At 77.0% G+C, this 19,059-nt stretch carries 3 protein-coding genes; all 3 read right to left on the reverse strand.

The window, feature by feature from the left end; genetic code table 11:
- Genes DMP17_RS30260 through DMP17_RS30270 form a run of 3 tightly spaced genes read right to left on the reverse strand, consistent with a single transcriptional unit; the run spans position 1 to position 19,039 of the window.
- Entirely contained in the window at positions 1-8,652 is an 8,652-nt protein-coding gene (locus tag DMP17_RS30260; RefSeq protein ID WP_337831293.1) for an SDR family NAD(P)-dependent oxidoreductase, read from the reverse strand.
- Positions 8,649-17,873: an amino acid adenylation domain-containing protein gene (locus DMP17_RS30265; RefSeq protein ID WP_337831294.1), complete on the reverse strand. Its 9,225-nt coding sequence runs from the start codon at positions 17,871-17,873 to the stop codon at positions 8,649-8,651. Before DMP17_RS30265 ends, DMP17_RS30260 begins: the two co-directional genes overlap by 4 nt.
- Complete coding sequence (locus DMP17_RS30270; RefSeq protein WP_226356796.1) at positions 17,870-19,039, reverse strand: aromatic ring-hydroxylating oxygenase subunit alpha; 1,170 nt, start codon at positions 19,037-19,039, stop codon at positions 17,870-17,872. The genes DMP17_RS30265 and DMP17_RS30270 overlap by 4 nt, the downstream gene beginning before the upstream one ends.
- Between the last annotated feature and the right edge of the window lie 20 nt (positions 19,040-19,059).

The following is a 19,059-nucleotide window of genomic DNA, read 5'->3' on the forward strand; positions in this document are numbered from 1 at the left end:
TCAGGCCTTCCCGTCCGTGCGAGGGTCGTCGAGATCGCTCAGCAGGCTGCGCAGGTCGCCCGGCGCATCCGGCGCCGGATGTGGCGCCGGCATCGGCGGCGCCGGGGCCGGTCCGGGTGCCGTACCGCTGACGGCGGTGACGAGGTCGGCGACCGTGTGGGCCCGCAGCAGGACCGAGGGGTCCAGTGACCGGCCGCTGCGGGCCTCGATCGCCGCGGTCAGCTCGGCGACGGTGATGGAGTCGAGGCCGAGTGAGCCGATCGTGACGTCCCCGGGGTCCTCGCCCAGGACGGCGTCGAACGCACCGGACACGGCCGCTGCCGCCGCCGCGCGGCCCGGTGCGGCCGGGCCGGCCGGGTCCGGGGCCGCGCCGGGGTCGCGGGGTGCCGCGGACGCCGGAGCCGGGGCGGGTGTGTCCCCGGTGGGCTGCGCGGCGGTGCCGAGGACCACGACCGCGCCGCCGTGGTCGAACGAGGCGGCGAACGTGGCCCGGCCCTGCTGCGGGGTGAGCGAGTGGCGGACGGCGAAGGCGGGGTCGGCGGTCATGCCGGTGCCGGTCCAGTCGGGCCAGGCGTGCGCGGTCACCCGCAGCGCGGGGGTGTCCTCCCGCTCGGCCAGCGCGAGCTGGTAGGCGTTGGCGGCGGCGTAGTCGACGACACCGCGGCCCGCCTCCGGCAGCCACCCGGCCACCGAGGAGGCCAGGGCGACCCAGCGTGCCCCGTGCCGGCGGGCCAGCGCGACGACGGCGTCGGATCCGGTGGTCTTGGGGGCGAGCACGCGTTCGGCGTCGGCGGAGCTCCGGCGGATGAGTGCACCTACCGGGTTCACGACCCCGGAGCAGTGCACGACCCCGCGCAGCGGTCCCCACCGTTCGGCGGACCGAGCGACGACGGCGTCGAGTCCGGAGGGGTCGGTCACGTCCGCGCGGGCGCAGGCCACCTCCGCCCCGGCGACGGCGGGCGGCTCGACGACCGACCGGCCGACCACGACGATCGCCCGGGCCCCGCGTGCGGCCAGCGCGGCGACGAGCTCGCGGCCCACCGCGCCGTGACCACCGACGACCAGGTGGAAACCGGAGGCGTCGGCGTCGCGGGGCGTCTGCTGCGCCAGCCGCTCGTGGTCACGGTGGAGCCGGCTCCCGGCCCGCAGCGCCCGCTCGGCCGGCTCGCCCGGCTCGGCCGCCGCGAGCGCGTACAGTTCGGCGGGCAGCTGCTCCACGGCGGCCGTGTCGTCGCGCCGGATGTCCACGGTTGCCGCCGACCAGCGGCGTTCCGCCGCGGCCGCGCGCACCGCCGCGCCACGGGCGACCGCCCACGGTCGCAGGTCGGCCCCCTCGCGCGGATCGACGGCCGCGGCGTCGTGCAGCACCCAGAGACAGACCGCGCCGGTCCGCAGCCCGGCGGCGACGCCGCGCAGCCGCTCCCAGAACCCGGCCGTGGTGGAGCCGGGGTCGTCGAGCACGACCACGGCGTCCGCGGCGGACAGCCCGTCGGCCGGGAGGCACCCGTCGGCGACGAGCCGGTCGAGCAGCGCGGCCCGCCGGTCGGGCCCGCCGCCGTCGACGAGCACGGCCAGGCCCACCGGGGGCCGCCCCGCCGGGGTGGACCCCGTGCGCCACACCGGTCGCGCCACCGTGGGCGGAGGCGCCGGGTCCCGCGGCCGGTCACCGGTGGTGTTCCAGTGGGCCTCGTCGGCGAAGGGATAGCCGGGCACGGTGGTCCGCCGCGCGGTCGGCGCGGAGAACGCCGCCCAGTCGAGCCCGTCGGCGCCGGCCAGGGCCGCGGCCACGAGGTCGTCCGGGCCCGCGGGTGCCGACGCCGGCGCCGCCGCGCCGCCGCGCACCACCGGGGCGGCGCCGGAGGCCACCGCGAGCAGCCCGGTCCGCAGCTCGGCCGCGGACCGGCCGGCGACGGCGGCGCGCCGGGTGAGCTGGGCGCGGCCGGTGTTCGCGGTGTGCACGACGTCGGCGAGCTCGGTGTCGTCCCCGGCGGCGCCGATCCGGTCCGCATAGGCGCGGGCCAGCCGCCGCACCCCCTCCTCGGTCGCCGCGGAGATCCGCAGCGCGTGCTCCCGGGCCGGGATCGGTGTGCGGGGCCCGCCCGCGGGCGGTTCCTCGACGATCACGTGGGCGTTGACGCCGCCCATGCCGAAGGCGGAGAGCGCGGCGCGGCGGGGGGCACCGTTGCGGTGCCACGGGGTGGGGGTGAGGACGGGGTGGAACGGGGTGTGCTCGAAGCGGATGCGGTCGTTGGGCCGATGGAGGTTGCGGGTCGGGGGAAGGGTGTCGTGGCGGAGAGCCAGGATGATCTTGGCGAGCCCGGCGAGGCCCGCGGCGGGCTCGAGGTGGCCGATGTTGGTCTTCACCGAGCCGATGGCGCAGTACTGGCGCCGGGTGGTGTGCGGGGTCCACGCGCGGGTCAGCGCGTCGATCTCGACGGGGTCGCCCAGCGCGGTCCCGGTGCCGTGGGCCTCGAGGTAGCCGATGGTGTCGGGGGAGACCCCGGCGTCGTGCAGCGCCGCGGACACCACCTCCTGCTGGCCCGCCACCGACGGCACGGTGAGCCCGGAGGTCCGGCCGCCGTGGTTGACCGCGGTGCCGGTGACGACGGCGTGGACGGGGTCGCCGTCGGCGAGCGCGTCGCGCAGCGGCTTCAGGACGACGGTGACGACGCCCTCGCCGGGGACGAAGCCGTCGGCGTCGTCGTCGAAGGCGCGCGCGGAACCGCTGGGGGACAGCGCCCCCAGGTTGCCCATCGCCGTGTAGTGCAGCGGTGAGAGCGCGAGCCGGACCCCGGCGACGACGGCGTGGTCGCACTCCCCGTCACGCAGGCTGCGGACGGCGGTGTGCAGGGCCACCAGGGACGACGAGCAGAGCGTGTCGACGGTGAGGCTGGGGCCGTGCAGGTCGAAGAACCAGCTGACCCGGTTCGCCAGGAACGCGTTGTGGTTACCGAGGCCCGCGGCGGCGTCCAGCTCGCGGTCCACGTTGTACTCGCGGTAGTGCTGGTAGCTGGCGCCGACGAACACCCCGGTGCGACGGGGAGCGGCGGTCGGGTCGACGCCGGCGGACTCCCACGCCTGCCACACCGTGCGCAGCAGCCACCGTGCCTGCGGGTCGAGCAGGCGGGCCTGACGCGGGTGGAGCTCGAACAGGCCTGCGTCGAAGCCTGCGATCCCGTCGACGAACCCGCCGAGCGGCCGGTCCTGCCCGTCCCACCGCTCCGGCGGCGCCGGGCGCAGGGCGTCGCGCCCGTCGCGCAGCAACGGCCACAGCCCGTCGATGTCGTCGGCGCCGGGCAGGACCCCGGCCAGGCCGATGACGGCGACGTCGTGCCGGTCGCCGGTGGGCCGGTCGGGGAACGTGCGGCGGGCCGCGACCGCGGGAGCCACCGCCTCCTCCACGGCCTCGACGAGTGCGGCGTCCGCGACCGGCGGCGCCTCGTGCCCGGCTCCGGCCGTGTCCCCGGAGGCCGTGTCCCCGGAGGCCGTGTCCCCGGAGGCCGTGTCCGCGGAGGCCGGTGGCCCGTCCGGGAGCCCGAGGGCGACGGCGAGGGCGCGGCCGTCGCGGGCGGCCAGGACCTCGACCGGCGACACCGGGGCCCCTCCGGCGGCGCCGAGCTCCGCGGCGACCTCACCGGCGAGCATCGAGTCCATGCCCACGGCGGACAGCGGTGTCGTCGCCGCGACCGAGGGGTCGGCCAGGACCCCGCGCAGGATCTCCAGCAGCCCGGCCGCGGTGAGCGACGACCCGGGAGCCGTGTCGTGGGCGTCCGCCGTCCGGGAGGGTCCGCCGGTCCCCGCCACGGGCCGGAACCGGATCCCCTCCAGGACGAGGACCGGCCCGTCGGCGCCGATCAGCCAGGCGTCCGCGACGTGGGTCCCGTCGTGCCAGCCCCGTGACCGCAGCCGGACCGCGACCGCGTCGGCGGGGTCGCCGGTCGCGACGACCCGGGCGATGCCCACCGGGAGCAGGGCGGTGTCGGACAGCGCCGGGTCCCCGAGGGTCAGCACCGCCATCGCCTGCAGTGCCGCGTCGACCGCGGTGACCCGGTCGGCCGCCGACCCGTCTCCCGGCAGCAGTTCCGCGGTCACCGCACCCGTCCCGTGCCGGATGCCGTCGATGCGGCGCAGCGCCGGCGCGTAGCGGGTGCCGTGGGTGTCGAACCAGGCGTAGAGCCCCGCGGGGTCGAGCTCGCGCGGGCACGGGGTGTCGTCGGGTGCGGGCGGCCGCACCGGTCCGGGCTCCGGGCGCAGCCGGGCGATCACGCGGCCGTCCTGGTGCAGGGTCGCCACCGCGCCGTCGGGGAGGTCGTCGAGATCGTGCTCGGGACGGGTGGTGCCCGTGCCGCGGGTGGGGAAGGTGACCTCCCGCAGTACCGGCGCCCGGTCGAGCCCCAGGCACAGCAGCAGCGCCGCGGGCACCGTCGGCCGTCCGAAGACCTCGTGCCCGGCGATCAGGGCGGCCGACGCGGCCGCGTCCGGCGCGGTGGGCGACGGCTGCGGGCGCGGGGTCCGGAAGGGGTAGGGCGGCAACGGCGCACGCCGGTCGGCGGCGCCCGGCCCGAGGGGCCCGCGAGGTCCGCCGGCGGCCCAGGCCCGGGCCGCCCCGGCGAGGCCGGCGACGGTGTCGTCGGTGTCGTCGGGGTGGACGACGGCCCCGGCGCCGCGACCGGCGGCACGGTGCAGCCCGTCGGCCAGCTCGCCGGCGCCGCGGGCGACGACCGCGACCCGCAGGGCCAGGTGCCTGCGGCCCTGCCCGGCCGCGGTGTACAGCACGCCGGGGTCGGCCCCGGCGCGTACCACCGCGAGCAGGTCGGCGATCCGCCGGGTCAGGGCCTCCGGCGTGTGCGCCGACAGGTGCAGGACACCGGCGGCGCCGGGGTCGTGTCCGGCCCCGGTGGCCTCCGGCCAGTCCTCGACGACGACGTGGGCGTTGGTGCCGCCCATGCCGAAGGCACTGATCCCGGCCCGTCGCGGCCGGTCGCCCGGGGCCCAGCCGGTCGGTGCGGCGGGGATCGCCAGGACCCCCTCGGGCATCCGCAGCCGGTCACCGGTCCCACGGTGCCCGGCGACCGGCGGGATCTCGCCGTGGCGCAGGCACAGCAGGACCTTGACCAGGGAGGCGAGGCCGCTGGCCGGTTCGAGGTGGCCGATGTTGCCCTTCAGCGCCCCGAGGAGCACCGGGGCGGCCCGCTCCGGGCCGAACACCTCGGCGAGCGCCGCGATCTCGATCGGGTCGCCGAGCGGGGTCGCCGTGCCGTGGGTCTCCACGAGGTCCACCGACGACGCGTCGACGCCCGCGTCGGCGAGCGCGGCCCGCAGGACGTCGGCCTGCGCGGCGCTGCGCGGCACCGACAGTGCGCCCGCACGGCCGCCGTGGTTCGTCGCGACCCCACGGATCACGCCGTGCACGTGGTCGCCGTCGCGGAGCGCGTCGGCCAGGGGGCGGAGCAGGACGGCCACCGCGCCCTCGCCGGGGACGAAGCCGTCCGCCGCCGCGTCGAACGGGCGGGGCAGGTCGGCCGACAGCGCGCCGAGCCGGCTGAGGCTGCGGTAGTACCAGGAGGTCAGGCCGACGTGGCAGGCGGCGACGACCGCCGTCCCGCACCGGCCGGCCCGCAGCGCCGACACCGCCTGCTCCAGGGCGACCAGCGACGACGAGCACAGTGTGTCGACGGTCAGCGAGGGCCCGGTCAGGTCCAGCGCGTAGGAGATGCGGTTGGCGAGCAGTGCGTTCATCGAGCCGAGCGCGGTGTGCGGACCGACCCGGTCGAGGCCGGCCGCGTCGCGGTGGTGGGTGTAGGTGGCCCCGACGAACACCCCGACGTCGCGCCGGTCCGCGGCACCGCCCTCCTGCACGACCGACCAGGCGTGCTCCAGCAGCAGCTTCTGCTGGGGATCCATCTCGGCGACCTCGCGGACGGCGAGCTCGAAGAACCGGGGGTCGAGCCGGTCGATGTCGTGGAGGAAGGCGCCGGTGCCGCAGTAGGTGCCGGTGGTGGCGGTGTCCCTGTCCTGGAGCACCTCGCCGACGTCGAAACGCTCGGGCGGCACCGGACCGAAGGCGGTGTCGCCGCGGCGCAGCATCGCCCAGAGACCGTCGAGGTCGTCGGCGCCGGGCAGGTCGCCCGACACCGCCACGACCGCGATCGCCCCGTCGGGCACCTCGCGCGGCCCGGGCCCGCCGGCGGCGGGCGCGGCGGGTGCGGTGGCGGGGACCGGCGCCGGAGCGGGGACCGGCCCGGGCTCCCCGCCGGCCGGGGCGACGCCGTGCCGGTCGCGGAGCGCCGCGACGACCGCACGGACGTCGGGATGCTCGAGGAACAGGGTGGGGGGCAGCGTGACGTCCCAGCGCCTGCCGAGGGACTCGCTCAGCTCCACGCTCGTGATCGAGTCCATGCCGAACTCGGCGAATGCGGTGTCCGCGGCCAGGTCCTCGGCGCCGAGCCGGGCGACCAGCGCGGCGGTGACCTCGGCGGCGAGCGGATCGGCCGGGCCGGAGCCCGACGGCGGTGCGGTGCGGGCGGACGTGGTCCGGGCCGGCGGGGGTGCGGCGGCGGGAACGGGCTCCGGGGACCCGGGTTCGCGGTCCGGGTGGGCCACCACCACCTGTCGTTCGCCGGACAGGACCGCGGCGGTGAGCGCGTCCAGGCCCTCGGTGGTGCCGAGCGGGTGCACGCCCCGGCGGCGCAGCCGGTCGGCCACCTCCACCCCCATCCCGATCTCGCCCCACAGACCCCAGTCGATGCTGGTCCAGGGCGCGCCGAGCCGGTGTGCCGCGGCGTCGAGGTGGGCGTTGGCGGCGGCGTACCCGGCCTGGCCGAGGTTGCCGAAGGCGCCCGACACGGAGCCGAACAGCACGGCGAGCTCCAGCTCGGTCCCGGCGACGGCGGCGACGAGCTCGCGCAGGCCGTCGGCCTTCGGTGCGACCACCGCCCGCAGGTCCTCGGCGGAGACGCTCCGCAGGAGGCCGTCGCGCAGCACCCCGGCCGCGTGGACGACGCCGCGCAGGGGCCGTCCGCCCAGGTCCGCGACGAGCGCGGCGAGCGCGCCGGGGACCGCGACGTCGATCGCGTGGGACCGCACGAGCGCACCGTGCGCGGTGATCGGGGCCGTCGCCGACGGGTCCAGCCGGGACCCGCCCGAGCGGCTCACCAGGTGGATCTCGCCCGCACCGTCGCGGGCGAACCGCTCCGCGACCGCGAGCCCCAGCCCGCCGTGCCCGCCGAGCACGAGGTAGGCGCCGTCGGGCCGCACCGGCAGGCGCGTGCCGGGTCCGGCGGGCAGCGGCTCCCAGACCGGGCTCAGCCGCGCGTCACCGCGGATCGCGCTCTCCGGCGGGCCCGCGCCCAGGTCCGGGCCGGTGACGGCCCCGCCGGGCGCGGTGTCGACCATCCGCAGCGACAGGCCCGGGTACTCGATCGCCGCGGTCCGCAGCAGCCCCCAGACCGACGCGCGGCCGGGGTCGGGCCGGTCCCCGGGCGCGGCCGCGGCGGCCCCCTCGGTCAGCACGACGAGGCGCAGCCCCGGCCCGCGCCGGGCGGTCAGCGACCGGACGACCCGCAGTGTGTCGAGCAGGTCCCGGTCCCCGGAGGGATCCCCGGTCGCGGTGGCCAGCACGACCCCGTCCGGGCGGTCGTCCGCGGCCGGATCGCCCCAGAGCCGGGCGAGGCCGTCGTCGTCGGGGACCCCCGTCGTGACCTCCTCGACCCGCGACCCGGCCGATCGCAACGCGTCGGCGGCCGACGCGCCGGCGCATCCGGGGGCGCCGGGGTGCAGCACCACCCAGCGGCCGCCGGGGGCGGGTGCCGGGGCGGGCCCGGACGGCACCCAGCGCAGCGTCCGCATCGGCGCGGGCGCCGGTTCCGGTACCGCTGCCGGCCCCGAGAGCGCGGTCGCCACGACCGCCGCGCGCATCCGCAGCCCGAGCAGCTCGGCCACGACCCGGCCGGTCCCGTCGACGACCACCGCGTCGCACCGCCCCGTCCCGTTCCCGGCCGGCTCCGGACACCGAGCGCGCACGGTCACCTCCGGACCCCGCAGCGGCGCGTGCACCACGACCCGGTCGACGCCGACCGGGTACAGCGGGCGCACGTCCTCGGGTGCCGTCGCCCCCTGGAGGACCAGGGCGGACAGCTGCAGGACACCGTCGAGAAGCAGGGGGTGCCCGATCCACGGGCGCGTGTCCTCGCTGCGCAGCACGGCCTCGGCCGCCCCGTCGCCGACGACCAGCGAGGACAGCGTCCGGAAGGACGGCCCGTACTCCAGCCCGGCTCCCGACCAGGCCGCGTAGACCCGCTCCGGGTCCCAGGACGTGCCGTCGACCGCGGGTGGCGGCGCCGCCGCGGCCGGCGCCGCCACGGTGCCGGCGGGGGTCGCCGTGCCGACCGGCCCGCCGATCCCGTCGGCGTGCAGCCGCACGGTGCCCGGAGCGGCCCCGGAGCCGACCAGCCGCACCGTCGCGGAACCGCCGTGGGGGAGGACGACCGGCCTGCGGAACGACACGTCCCGCAGCGCTGTGCCCCCCGTCGCGACGAGCGCCAGCTCGATCTGGACGGCGGCCGGCAGCAGCGCCCGGCCGTCCTTGCGGTGGTCGCCGACGAGCGGGTCGGCGTCGGTGAAGGTGAGCTGGAGCAGCTCCGAGTCGGTCATGACGCCAGGCCTCCGGAACGTCCGTCGAGGAAGGGGTGACGGGCCGCTGCCGCGGCGCCGTCGGTCGGGGCGGCCACCGGGGGCACGCCGGGCAGGGCGGAGTGCCGGACGCGGGCGAACGGGTAGGTCGGGATGCGGACGGTGACGTGCGGCTTGCCCCGGTGGTGGGCGGCCGGGTCCAGGCCCGCGTCGGTCTCGTCGTGGTGGTCGGCCAGCGCGCGGTGCAGCGGCGCCGTGCCCTCGTCGCGCCGCAGCGTGGCGCGGAACCGGGTCCGGCCCTCGCGCGGGGCGACGATCCGGCGCAGCAACGGCAGCAGCGCGGGCTGCGGACCGATCTCCCACCAGACGTGGGCCTGCTCCTCCGGCACCCGGGCGTCGAGCTCCGCGGCCGCCGGCCCGAACAGCACCGGGGCACGGACCGCCCGGGCGTAGGACGCCGGGTCGGTGGCGGTCTGCGACGTGTGCAGCCCGCCTGTCAGGGTCGAGGCGAACGGGATCGACGGCGCCCGCAGCCCGAGACCGGCGAGGTGCTCGGCGAACGGGTCGACGACACCGGCCATCGCCGCGGAGTGGAAGGCGTGCGCCACCGGGAGCGCGGTGGCCCGCACGGCACCGGAGGCGAGGAGGGCGGCCACCGCGTCGGCGGGACCGGTGACCGTCGTCGCGCCCGGGCCGTTGTCGGCGGCGATCTCCAGGCCCGGGTGGGCCGCGATCGCGGCCCGGGTGAGGTCGAGGTCGCCGCGGACGACGGCCATCGCCCCCGGTCCGGGCGCGGACGCCATCAGCCGCCCCCGCAGGGCGGTGGCGCGCAGCAGCTCCGGCAGGTCGAGCACCCCGGCGGCCCAGGCGGCGGTGAGCTCGCCGACGCTGTGCCCGACGACGGCGTCGGGGCGCACCCCCCAGCTTGCGAGCAGGGTGACCAGGGCGATCTGGGTCGCCACGATCGCCGGCTGGGCGTGGTCGGTGCCCAGGAGCGGGTCGCGTTCCAGCAGCGTCTCCAACGGCACGTCGAGGTGGCCGCGCAGTGCGGCGGCGCACTCGTCGAACACGGCCGCGCAGACGGGTTCGGACCGCCACAGCGCGCGGGCCATGCCTGCCCACTGGGCGCCCTGGCCGGTGAAGGCGAAGGTCACCGGGGTGGGTGCGCGCCGGGCCGGGGCGGGCGCCGGCCCGGTCCCGTCGGCGACGGCGTCCAGCGCCGCGACCATGCCGTCCCGGTCGCGGGCGTGCAACAGCCGCCGCCACCGCTGCCCGGCCCGCCCGGTGTTCGCGGTGCGGGCGACGTCGTCGAGCCGGTCGCCGGGGCGGGTGCGCAGGTGGTGGGCGTAGCCGGCCGCGACGGCACGCAGCCCCTCCTCGGTCGGCGCGGTCACCCGCAGCACGTGCGACCCGGCCGGCTCCTCGGCCGGACGTGCGGGTCCGCTGCGCAGCGGTGGTTCCTCGACGATGACGTGGGCGTTCACCCCGCCCATGCCGAAGGCGGACAGCGCCGCCCGGCGGGGGGCGCCGTCGCTCCGGTGCCACGGCATCGGCTCGACGACGGGGAAGAAGGGCGTGTTCTCGAACCGGATGTGGTCGTTGGGCCGATGGAGGTTCCGGGTCGGGGGGAGGGTGTCGTGGCGGAGAGCCAGGATGATCTTGGCGAGTCCGGCGAGGCCCGCGGCGGGTTCGAGGTGACCGATGTTGGACTTGACCGAGCCGATGGCGCAGTACTGGTGACGGCCGGTGTGGGGGCGCCAGGCCCGGATGAGCCCGTCGATCTCGATGGGGTCGCCCAGGCTCGTACCGGTGCCGTGGGCCTCGACGAGGGTGATGGTGTCGGGCGAGACGCCGGCGTCGCGCAGGGCGGCGGTGACGACGTCGCGCTGGGCGTTGGTGGTCGGCACCGTCACCCCGGCGGCCCGGCCGCCGTGGTTGACCGCGGTGCCGGTGATCACCCCGTGGACGGGGTCGCCGTCGGCGAGCGCGTCGCGCAGCGGTTTGAGGACGACGGTGACGACGCCCTCGCCGGGGACGAAGCCGTCGGCGTCGTCGTCGAACGCCCGCGAACCACCGGTCGGGGAGAACGACCGCAGACGGGATCCGAGCTGGAAGTACTGCGGCGACAGGGCCATGTGCACGCCGGCGACGAGCGCCACCCGGCACTCGCCCTCGCGCAGGCTGCGGACGGCGGTGTGCAGCGCGACCAGCGACGACGAGCAGAGCGTGTCGATCGTCATGCTCGGGCCGCGCAGGTCCATGAACCAGCTCACGCGGTTGGCGAGCATCGCGTTGTGGTTGCCCAGCCCGGCAGCGGTCTGGACGACGTCACCGACGACCTGGTCGCGGTAGTGCTGGTAGCTGGCCCCGACGTAGACGCCGACGGTCGTGTCCGCGGTCCGTCCGGACAGGCCGGCGTCCTCCAGCGCCCGCCACGCCGACTGGATCAGGTGGCGCTGCTGCGGGTCCATCCAGCCGGCGTCGTTCGGCGCGATCCGGAAGAAGGCCGCGTCGAAGCCCTCCAGGTCGTCGACGAACCCCGCACGGCGCAGGTAGACGGTGCCGGGGGTGGAGTCGGTCGCGTAGTACTCGTCGAGGTTCCAGCGGTCGGTGGGGACCTCGGTCAGGCAGTCCCGGCCCTCGACGAGCACGTCCCAGAGCCCGTCGACGTCGCCGGCGCCGGGGAACACCCCGTCGACGCCGATGATCGCGATGTCGTGCAGGCCGCGGTCGTCGGTGGGCCGGTCGTCCCGGCCACGGTCCGCCGGGGCCGGCTCCGGTGCCGCCGGCTCGGTCGTCGACGGCGCGGGCGGCACGTCCGGTACCGGGACCGTACCCGGCCGGACGACGTCGGAGCCGCCGGGGCCGGTCGCGGAACCGTCGTCGGTCCCCTCGGCGGGCGTCGAGGTCACGCCGTAGACCTCGCGCAGCTCCCGCACCAGGCCGTCGAGCGTGCCGACCTCGAGCACCAGCGTCATCGGCAGGTCCACACCGAGACGGTCACGCAGGTCCTGGGCGACCGAGACGGCCAGCATCGAGTCCAGGCCGAGCTCCTGCAGCGGCCGGTCGGGCTCGACCTCGGCCGTGTCGATCTCCAGCACCCGGGCGATCCACTCCGCCACGACGGCCCCGAGGTCCCGCCCACCGGCGTCGGGGCGGTGCGCCCCACCGCCGGCCGGCGCCGGGTGCCCGTTCGTCGCCGGTGACGCGGTCACCGCGGGGACCCCGTTCCGCACGGGCCCGTCCCCGGTGGACCCGGCCGCGTCGTCGTCGGACGGGACCGGCCCCGTCGCGGCGAGCCGGGTCCAGGTGACCCGTTCGGCCCGCAGCAGGACCTCGTCGCCGGCGTGGACGGTGATGTCGGCGACGACGGTCCGGTCGTCCCCGGACCCGCGGTCGGTCCGCTGCGCAAGCACGGTGAGGCGCGGCGGCAGCGGGCCGTGGACGGTCAGCCGGTGCACCGAGAACGGCACGTAGAGGCCCCGCGCCCCGCAGGCGGCGAGCGCGACCTGGAACGCGCCGTCGAGCAGCGCCGGCTCGAGCACACCGGTGACGTCGCCGTCGAGCGCGAGCTCGCCGGTGGCGACCCCGTCGCCCACGACGAGCGTGCGCAGGCAGCGGAAGCGCTCGCCGTAGGCCAGGCCGTGCCGTTCCAGGTCGCGGTAGAACGCGGCGATGTCGGCCGCGTCGCCGGTGGCCGGTTCCACGGCGGCGGGGCGTGCCGGGACGGTGTCGAGAAGCCGGGCGTCGCACACCAGCACCCCGTCGCCGTCGCGGAACCGGACGGTCCCGTCCGCGAGCCGTGCGGACAGGAGCGTGGGCGGACGGACCACCGCCCGGAACGTCATGTCCTGCAGGGCGAACGGCAGTCCGCCCCGCAGCTCCGCGACCTTCTGCGGGTAGGCGGCGCCGGGCAGTACCGGTGCGCCCAGCACGACGTGCCCCTCGGCCTCGGGCAGCTCGCCCCACTCCCGGTCCCGTGTCCCGCCGAAGACCGACGCGGCGGCTCCGAGGGCGGCGCCGGGATGGACCTGGCCCCCGCGCCGTGCCGCCCGTGCGGCGGGGCGTTCCAGCCAGAGCCTGCGCTCCTCCAGCGGGACGGTCGGGATCCGCACCGCCCGGGCGGTGCCGGTGACCACGGGTGCGCCGCCGGCGACGAACCGTCGTGCGGCCTCGTCCAGGGTCGCCCGGTCGTCGCCGTGCACCCCGAACCGCTCCGGCGGCGACGACGGGTCGGCCGGTGCCACCCCGGTGTGGCTGGAGCGGCTGTCCCGGTTCCCGGCGAGGAACAGCATGAGCTTGTCCTCCAGCTGCTCCGCCGAGTCGACGACGCAGGCGAACCGGTGGGCGCGGTGGTGCCGGCGCAGGGCGGTGGCGCACAACGCCGCCAGGCCCGGTCGGTGCTCGGACCGCAGGAACAGCAGGAACCTCTCCGCGAGGCGGTGCAGCGCGCGCTCCGAGCCCGCGGACAGCACGAGCAGGCCCGGGCCGCGGTCGTCGTGGGTGGGGGCCGGGACGGCGGCGAGCACCGCGTGGGCGTTCACCCCGCCGAACCCGAAGCTGCTCACCCCCGCCACCCGGGGTCCGGTCCAGGGCACCGGCCGGTCCGGCACGAACAGCGGGGAGGCCTCGAACCGGAACCGGGCGTTGGGGGTCTCGATCCCGGGGGTCCCCGGAACGGTGCCGGCCTGCAGCGCCAGGACGGTCTTGATCAGACCGGCGAGCCCGGCCGCGGGCTCCAGATGGCCGACGTTGCTCTTGACCGAACCGATCGGGACCGACCCCGCGGCGGCGGGGCCGAGGGCCTCGCCGAGCGCCTCGAGCTCGACCAGGTCGCCGAGCCGGGTCCCGGTGCCGTGGGCCTCGACGTAGCCGATGCCGTGCGGGCCGACCCCCGCGGCCGACAGGGCCTCGCGGACGACCTCGGTCTGCGCGGGGCCGCTGGGCGCGGTGAGGAACCCGGCCCCGGCGCCGGTGTGGTTCACCGCGACGCCGCGGACGACCGCGAGGACGGCGTCGCCGTCACGGACGGCGTCGGAGTACCGCTTCAGGACGATCGCGGCCGCACCCTCGCCGCGCACGTAGCCGTCGGCGTCCTCGTCGAAGGCCCGGCAGCGGCCGCGCGGCGAGAGCATGCCGTTGCGCGCGAACGACCGTGACTTGGACGGCGTGAGGATCAGGTTGGCCGCCGCGACCACCGCGGCGTCGCTCTGCCGGGCACGCAGCTGCAGCACGGCCTGGTGCAGGGCGACCAGCGACGAGGAGCAGGCGGTGTCCAGGCAGAAGCTGGGCCCGGTCCAGTCGAACACGTGCGACACCCGGTTCGCCAGCAGCGCCATCGCCGAGCCGGTGGCCGCGTGCGGGTCGGCGTGGCCGTCGGCTGCGGCCACGAGCTCGCCGAAGTCGCCGGCGATGGTCCCGACGAACACCCCGGTGCGGCGCCCGAGGGACGCCGGGTCGTGCCCGGCGGACTCCACGGCCTCCGCGGTGACGGTGAGCAGCAGCCGCTGCAACGGGTCGGTGCGGCGGGCCTCGCGGTCGGACATGCCGAAGCGGTCGGGGTCGAACAGCTCCACGTCGGCCAGCCAGCCGGCCCGCGTCTCGTCGTCGTCGGACCACAGGGAGTCCCAGCCCCGGTGCCCGGCCGGGGCCGGGCCGACCGCGACGTGGCCCCCGGTGAGGGCCGCCCAGAACTCGTCCGGGGTGGCCGCGCCGGGGAACCGGCAGGCCATGCCGACGACGGCGACCGGCTCGTCGGCGGCCGGCCCCTGCGCCGGGGGCACCTCGTGCGGGGCACGCTCCGTCACGGCCGCCGCCGGACCGGTGGACGCGGGGACGGGCACCGCCGCCGGGCCGGTGGGAGCGGGGACGGGTGCCGGGGTGGGTGCGGCGGCGACCTGCTGCTCCCGGGGTGCGCCCGCCCGACCCAGGAGCGCGGCCAGCCGCGCCGGGGTGCCGGTCGCGAGGATGCCGGTCGGTCCCACCTCGGACCCCAGCCTGCGGGTGAGCGCGGTGGCCGCGGTGACCACCGTGATCGAGTTGCCGCCGAGGTCGAAGAAGTTGTCGGTGGGCCCCAGGGCGGCGATGCCCAGCACCTCGCCGAGGACCTCCCCGATCGCGGCGACCGGGTCGTCCGTCGTGGCCCCGGCGGGCGGCTGCCCGGAGCCCGCCCGCAGGATGGTGTCCCGGGTGGGGACCGGCAGCCGTGCCCGGTCGACCTTGCCGTTGCCGGTGAGCGGGAGGTCCGCGACCGGGACGAACGCGGCGGGGACCATGTAGCCGGGCAGCTCGCGGCGCAGCGCCGCGGTCAGCTCCTCGCGGTCGCAGGGCCCGGTCGTCGTGAGGTAGGCGGTCAGCTGCGGTTCGCCACGACCCTCGAACGCCGCCGCCACGACCACGGCCGCGCCGACCGTCGGCCGGCGCTCCAGCACCGCCTCGATCTCGCCCGGCTCGATGCGGAAGCCGCGGATCTTGACCTGCGCGTCGGCCCGGCCGAGCCACTCCAGACGGCCGTCGGTGTGCAGCGCGACCAGGTCACCGGTCCGGTAGTACCGGGTTCCGGAGCGCGGGTCGTGGACGAACACCTCGGCGGTGCGCTCCGGGCGGTTGACGTACCCGCGGGCCAGGCCGGTGCCCGACAGGTGGAGCTGACCGGTGCCGCCGGGGGCGACGGGTTCGAGGTCGTCGTCGAGCACGTGCAGCCCGATCCCCGGCAGCGGTGCCCCGAGACCGATCACGGCGGCGTCGTCGATCCGGGCACAGGTCACCCAGATCGTGGCCTCCGTCGGGCCGTAGAGGTTCCACAGCGCCCGGCCGCCCAGCAGGCGTTCGGCGACCGACCGGGGGAGGGCCTCCCCACCGGACAGCACCGTCAGACCGGGGTGCGGGGTCCACCCGTCGTCCAGCACGATCCGCCACAGGCTGGGGGTCGCCTGGGCGACGTCGACACCGGCCAGCAGCCCGGCCAGTGCGCCCGGGTCCGCCGCCTCGGAGCGCGACGCGAGCACCACGCAGCCACCGGTGGTCAGCGGCAGGAACAGCTCGAGCAACGAGATGTCGAACGCCGTCGTCGTGTGGGCGAGGACCCGGTCACCCGGTGCGCTGCCCAGCACCCCGGCGATGCCGGTCAGGAAGTTGCCCAGCGCGGCGTGCCCGATCTCGACGCCCTTCGGCTCACCGGTCGAGCCGCTGGTGAACAGCACGTAGGCGAGGTCGGTGGGGTCCACCGCGGGCGGCACGGCCAGCACCCGGCCGTCGTCGACGCCGATGCGTCGGACGGTGCCGAGCTCGTGGCCGAGCTGCTCGCAGGCCGCGTCGGCCAGCACCGGACCGGCGCCGGCCACCTCGAGGTAGCGCCGTAGCCGCTCCCGGGGGAACCCCGGGTCGAGCGGGAGGAACGCCGCCCCGCAGCGCAGCACGCCGAGGACGGCGGGCAGCAGGTCGGGACCCCGTCCGGACAGGACCGCGACGATGTCGCCGGGGCCGACGCCCTCCTCGTACAGCGAGGCCGCCACCGCGTCGGCCCACCGGTCCAGCTCGGTGTAGCTGAGGGTGCGTCCCCCGCAGCGCACCGCGTCCGCGTCGGGGTGGGCCGCCACGGCGGCGTCGAACAGCTCCAGGACGGTAGCCGGAGCCGGAGCCGGAACCGCGTCCGGGGCGGGGCCGGCGGGCGACGGCGCGGTCCCCGCGAGGGCCCGACGGGCCTGTTCCTCGACCTCCTCGGCCAGGTCCAGGGCCGCGGCCCCGTCGAGCCAGGTCGCCCGTACGCACAGCAGCGGTGCCGTCCCCGGCACCGACACCAGCGCGACCTCGGTGTCCGGGTCGATGGACGCGTCCTGGTCGTGCTCGCGCCGCAGCAGCGCGGCGCGGGTGAAGGAGGGTGTGTCCGAGCCGAGCGGGCGCGGCGCGAGCCCGGCCCGGATCTCCAGGTCCGCGGCGTAGCCCACCCGCTCGTCCGCCTCGGCACAGGCCCGTTCGAACGACGACGGTGTCGTGGCGTCCCAGCGGACCGGGACGCGTTCGGCGACCAGCTGCGCGGTGACCTCGCCGGTCGTCCGCGCGGCGGTGGTGGACCACGCCACGTCGAAGACCGGTGCGCCGGTGCGCCGGGACAGCACCTGCAGCAGTGACTGCTCGACGAGCGCGGTCTCCTCGGGAGCGGCGGGGACGACGGCCAGGGGGAGCCGCGAGTAGTGGGCCGTCGCGGCGGAGAAGTCGTCGGCCGCGAGCGGGACCGGGCGGATGTCGTCGAGCCGGTCCCGCCACCAGGTCTCGTGGGGGCGCACCGCGCGCAGCGCCGCGGTGACGGCGGCGAGCCGCGCGGGGTCCACGGGGGGCAGCGGCGAGCCCACGACGGCTCCCAGCCGCTGCGCGGCCGCGGTCCCGGACAGTCTGCTGCCGTCGGCCGCGGTGAGGTCCGAGAGCACGAGGTCGGCGTCGGTGCAGGCCACGGTGATGGAGGAGGGGAGCACCGAGGTGACGGTCGGTCCGGCCCGGTGCACCTCCCGCGGGACGGCGCGCAGCTGCCGGCACAGCACGGCACCGGCGCCGGTGAGCACGGCCGGGATGCCCAGTGGGTTCGGGAACGACCCGAAGTCCATCGCCCGGCCCAGCCGCTCCGCCCGGTCGGCCGGGGTACCGGGGTGGACGAGCCCGTCGTCCATCCGCGCCGCCCGTCGGTGGAACCGCCGCTCGCGGCCGCCGACGTCGACCGGCGTCGGCAGTGTCCGCCGGACGAGGTCCCCGACGATCCCGTCGAACAGCGCGATCCCCGCCTCGGTGGCCTCCCAGGTGAGCGAGAGCCCGGTCGAGTGCGGGCGCACCGGGAACCACCGCTCGGCCAGCACCGGCCCGGCGTCGACCCGGTCGGCCATCACGTGCCAGGTCACCGCGTGCCGGGGCGCGCCGTCGAACACCGCCCAGGCCGCGACGTTGCTGCCGGCGTAGTGGGGCAGCGGGCCGTCGTGGAAGTTGACCGCCGCGATCGACGGCAGCGCGAGGACCTCGGCCGGGAGGACCCGCTGGTTCACGATGCTGAACAGGAAGTCGGCCGGCTCGGCGGTCAGCGCCGCGACGAGGTCGTCCGACGCGGGACGGCAGGGGACGCCGTGCTCCGCGGCCCAGGCACGGACCAGCGGGTCGTCGCTGAACACCCCGCGGACGGTCGCACCGGCGGCGAGCAGCGCGTCGCCGCAGCGGGTCAGCACCCGGGTGCCGCCCAGGAGGTGGCAGGTGGCGCTCACGTCGCGGTCCCCGTTCCCCCGGCGGCGGGGTCGGTGGCCCGTGCGACCCAGGCGTCGATCTGGGAGACGACCTCCTCGTCGAGCGAGAGCTGACCCGGGCTCCACAACGGGTTCGACAGCCCCCGGTGGGTGCGCTCGCACAGTTCCCAGTCCTCGTGGTTGGCCTTGTCCCACAGGGCGAAGACCGCCTCGTGGGAGAAGTCCGGGCGCGCGGTCTCGGAGGGGTGGAACAGCCAGAAGTGGCGGACGGTGCAGGTTCCGGGGCTCTCCGGCCACACCCACTGCGCCATCACGTAGTCCGCGGTGAACCCGAAGAGCAGGTTCGGCAGGATCGTGATCCAGTTGATCTTCTGCAGGTCGCCCTCGGGGACCGACGGGATGGGACGACGGTCGCTGCGGCCGGTCGAGGACACCGAGTTGTAGCCGTCGCGGATGACCTGCCAGGCGCCGACGAGGTCGCCACCGAGCATGTAGGTGCCCGCGTCGTCGAAGTCGGTGACGCGGTGCAGGTCCTTGTGCGCGGTCGGGAAGTGCAGGCTCTCGTTGACGTTGTGCGCCACCAGCTTCCAGTTCGAGGCGACCGGGTAGTCCTTGGCCTGTACGACCTGCAGGTCGGCCAGCTCGTAGGCGCGGGCGAACTCGCCGAACTCGGCGAGCGCGTCGTCCAGGTCCGGCGCGTCGTCGGAGAAGCTGACGAACACCATGCCGAAGCGGACCTCGGTCCGGATCGGGATCAGGCCGTTCTCGCCCTTGTCGAAGAAGTGGTCCAGGTAGGTGCCGTTGAGGCTCTTCAGCGCGCCGTTCCGGTCGTAGACCCAGCAGTGGTAGAGGCAGACGATGCTCTGACGCCGCCCGCTCGGCTCCTCGACGAGCTTGTAGCCCCGGTGCCGGCAGTAGTTGTGGTAGGCGCGGACGCCCTCGTCGCCGTGGAGGAGCAGGATCGACCCGGTGCCGATGTCGAGCGTGGTGTAGCTGCCCTTGTCGCCCAGCCGGGAGACGTGGTCGACGGGCAGCCAGCGGCGCCCGTAGATCTCCTTCATCTCCCGGCGGAACTGCTCCTCGCCGGTGTAGAAGTCGTGGGAGCGACCGGTACCGCCGGTGGCGAAGTAGTCGCGGTCGGGGTCCTGCTCGCCGATCCGGTCGAACATGCTGGGGACGCTGGTCATCGTGGGCTCCTCGCGGCGGG

This window comes from Pseudonocardia sp. TMWB2A (assembly GCF_017312135.1).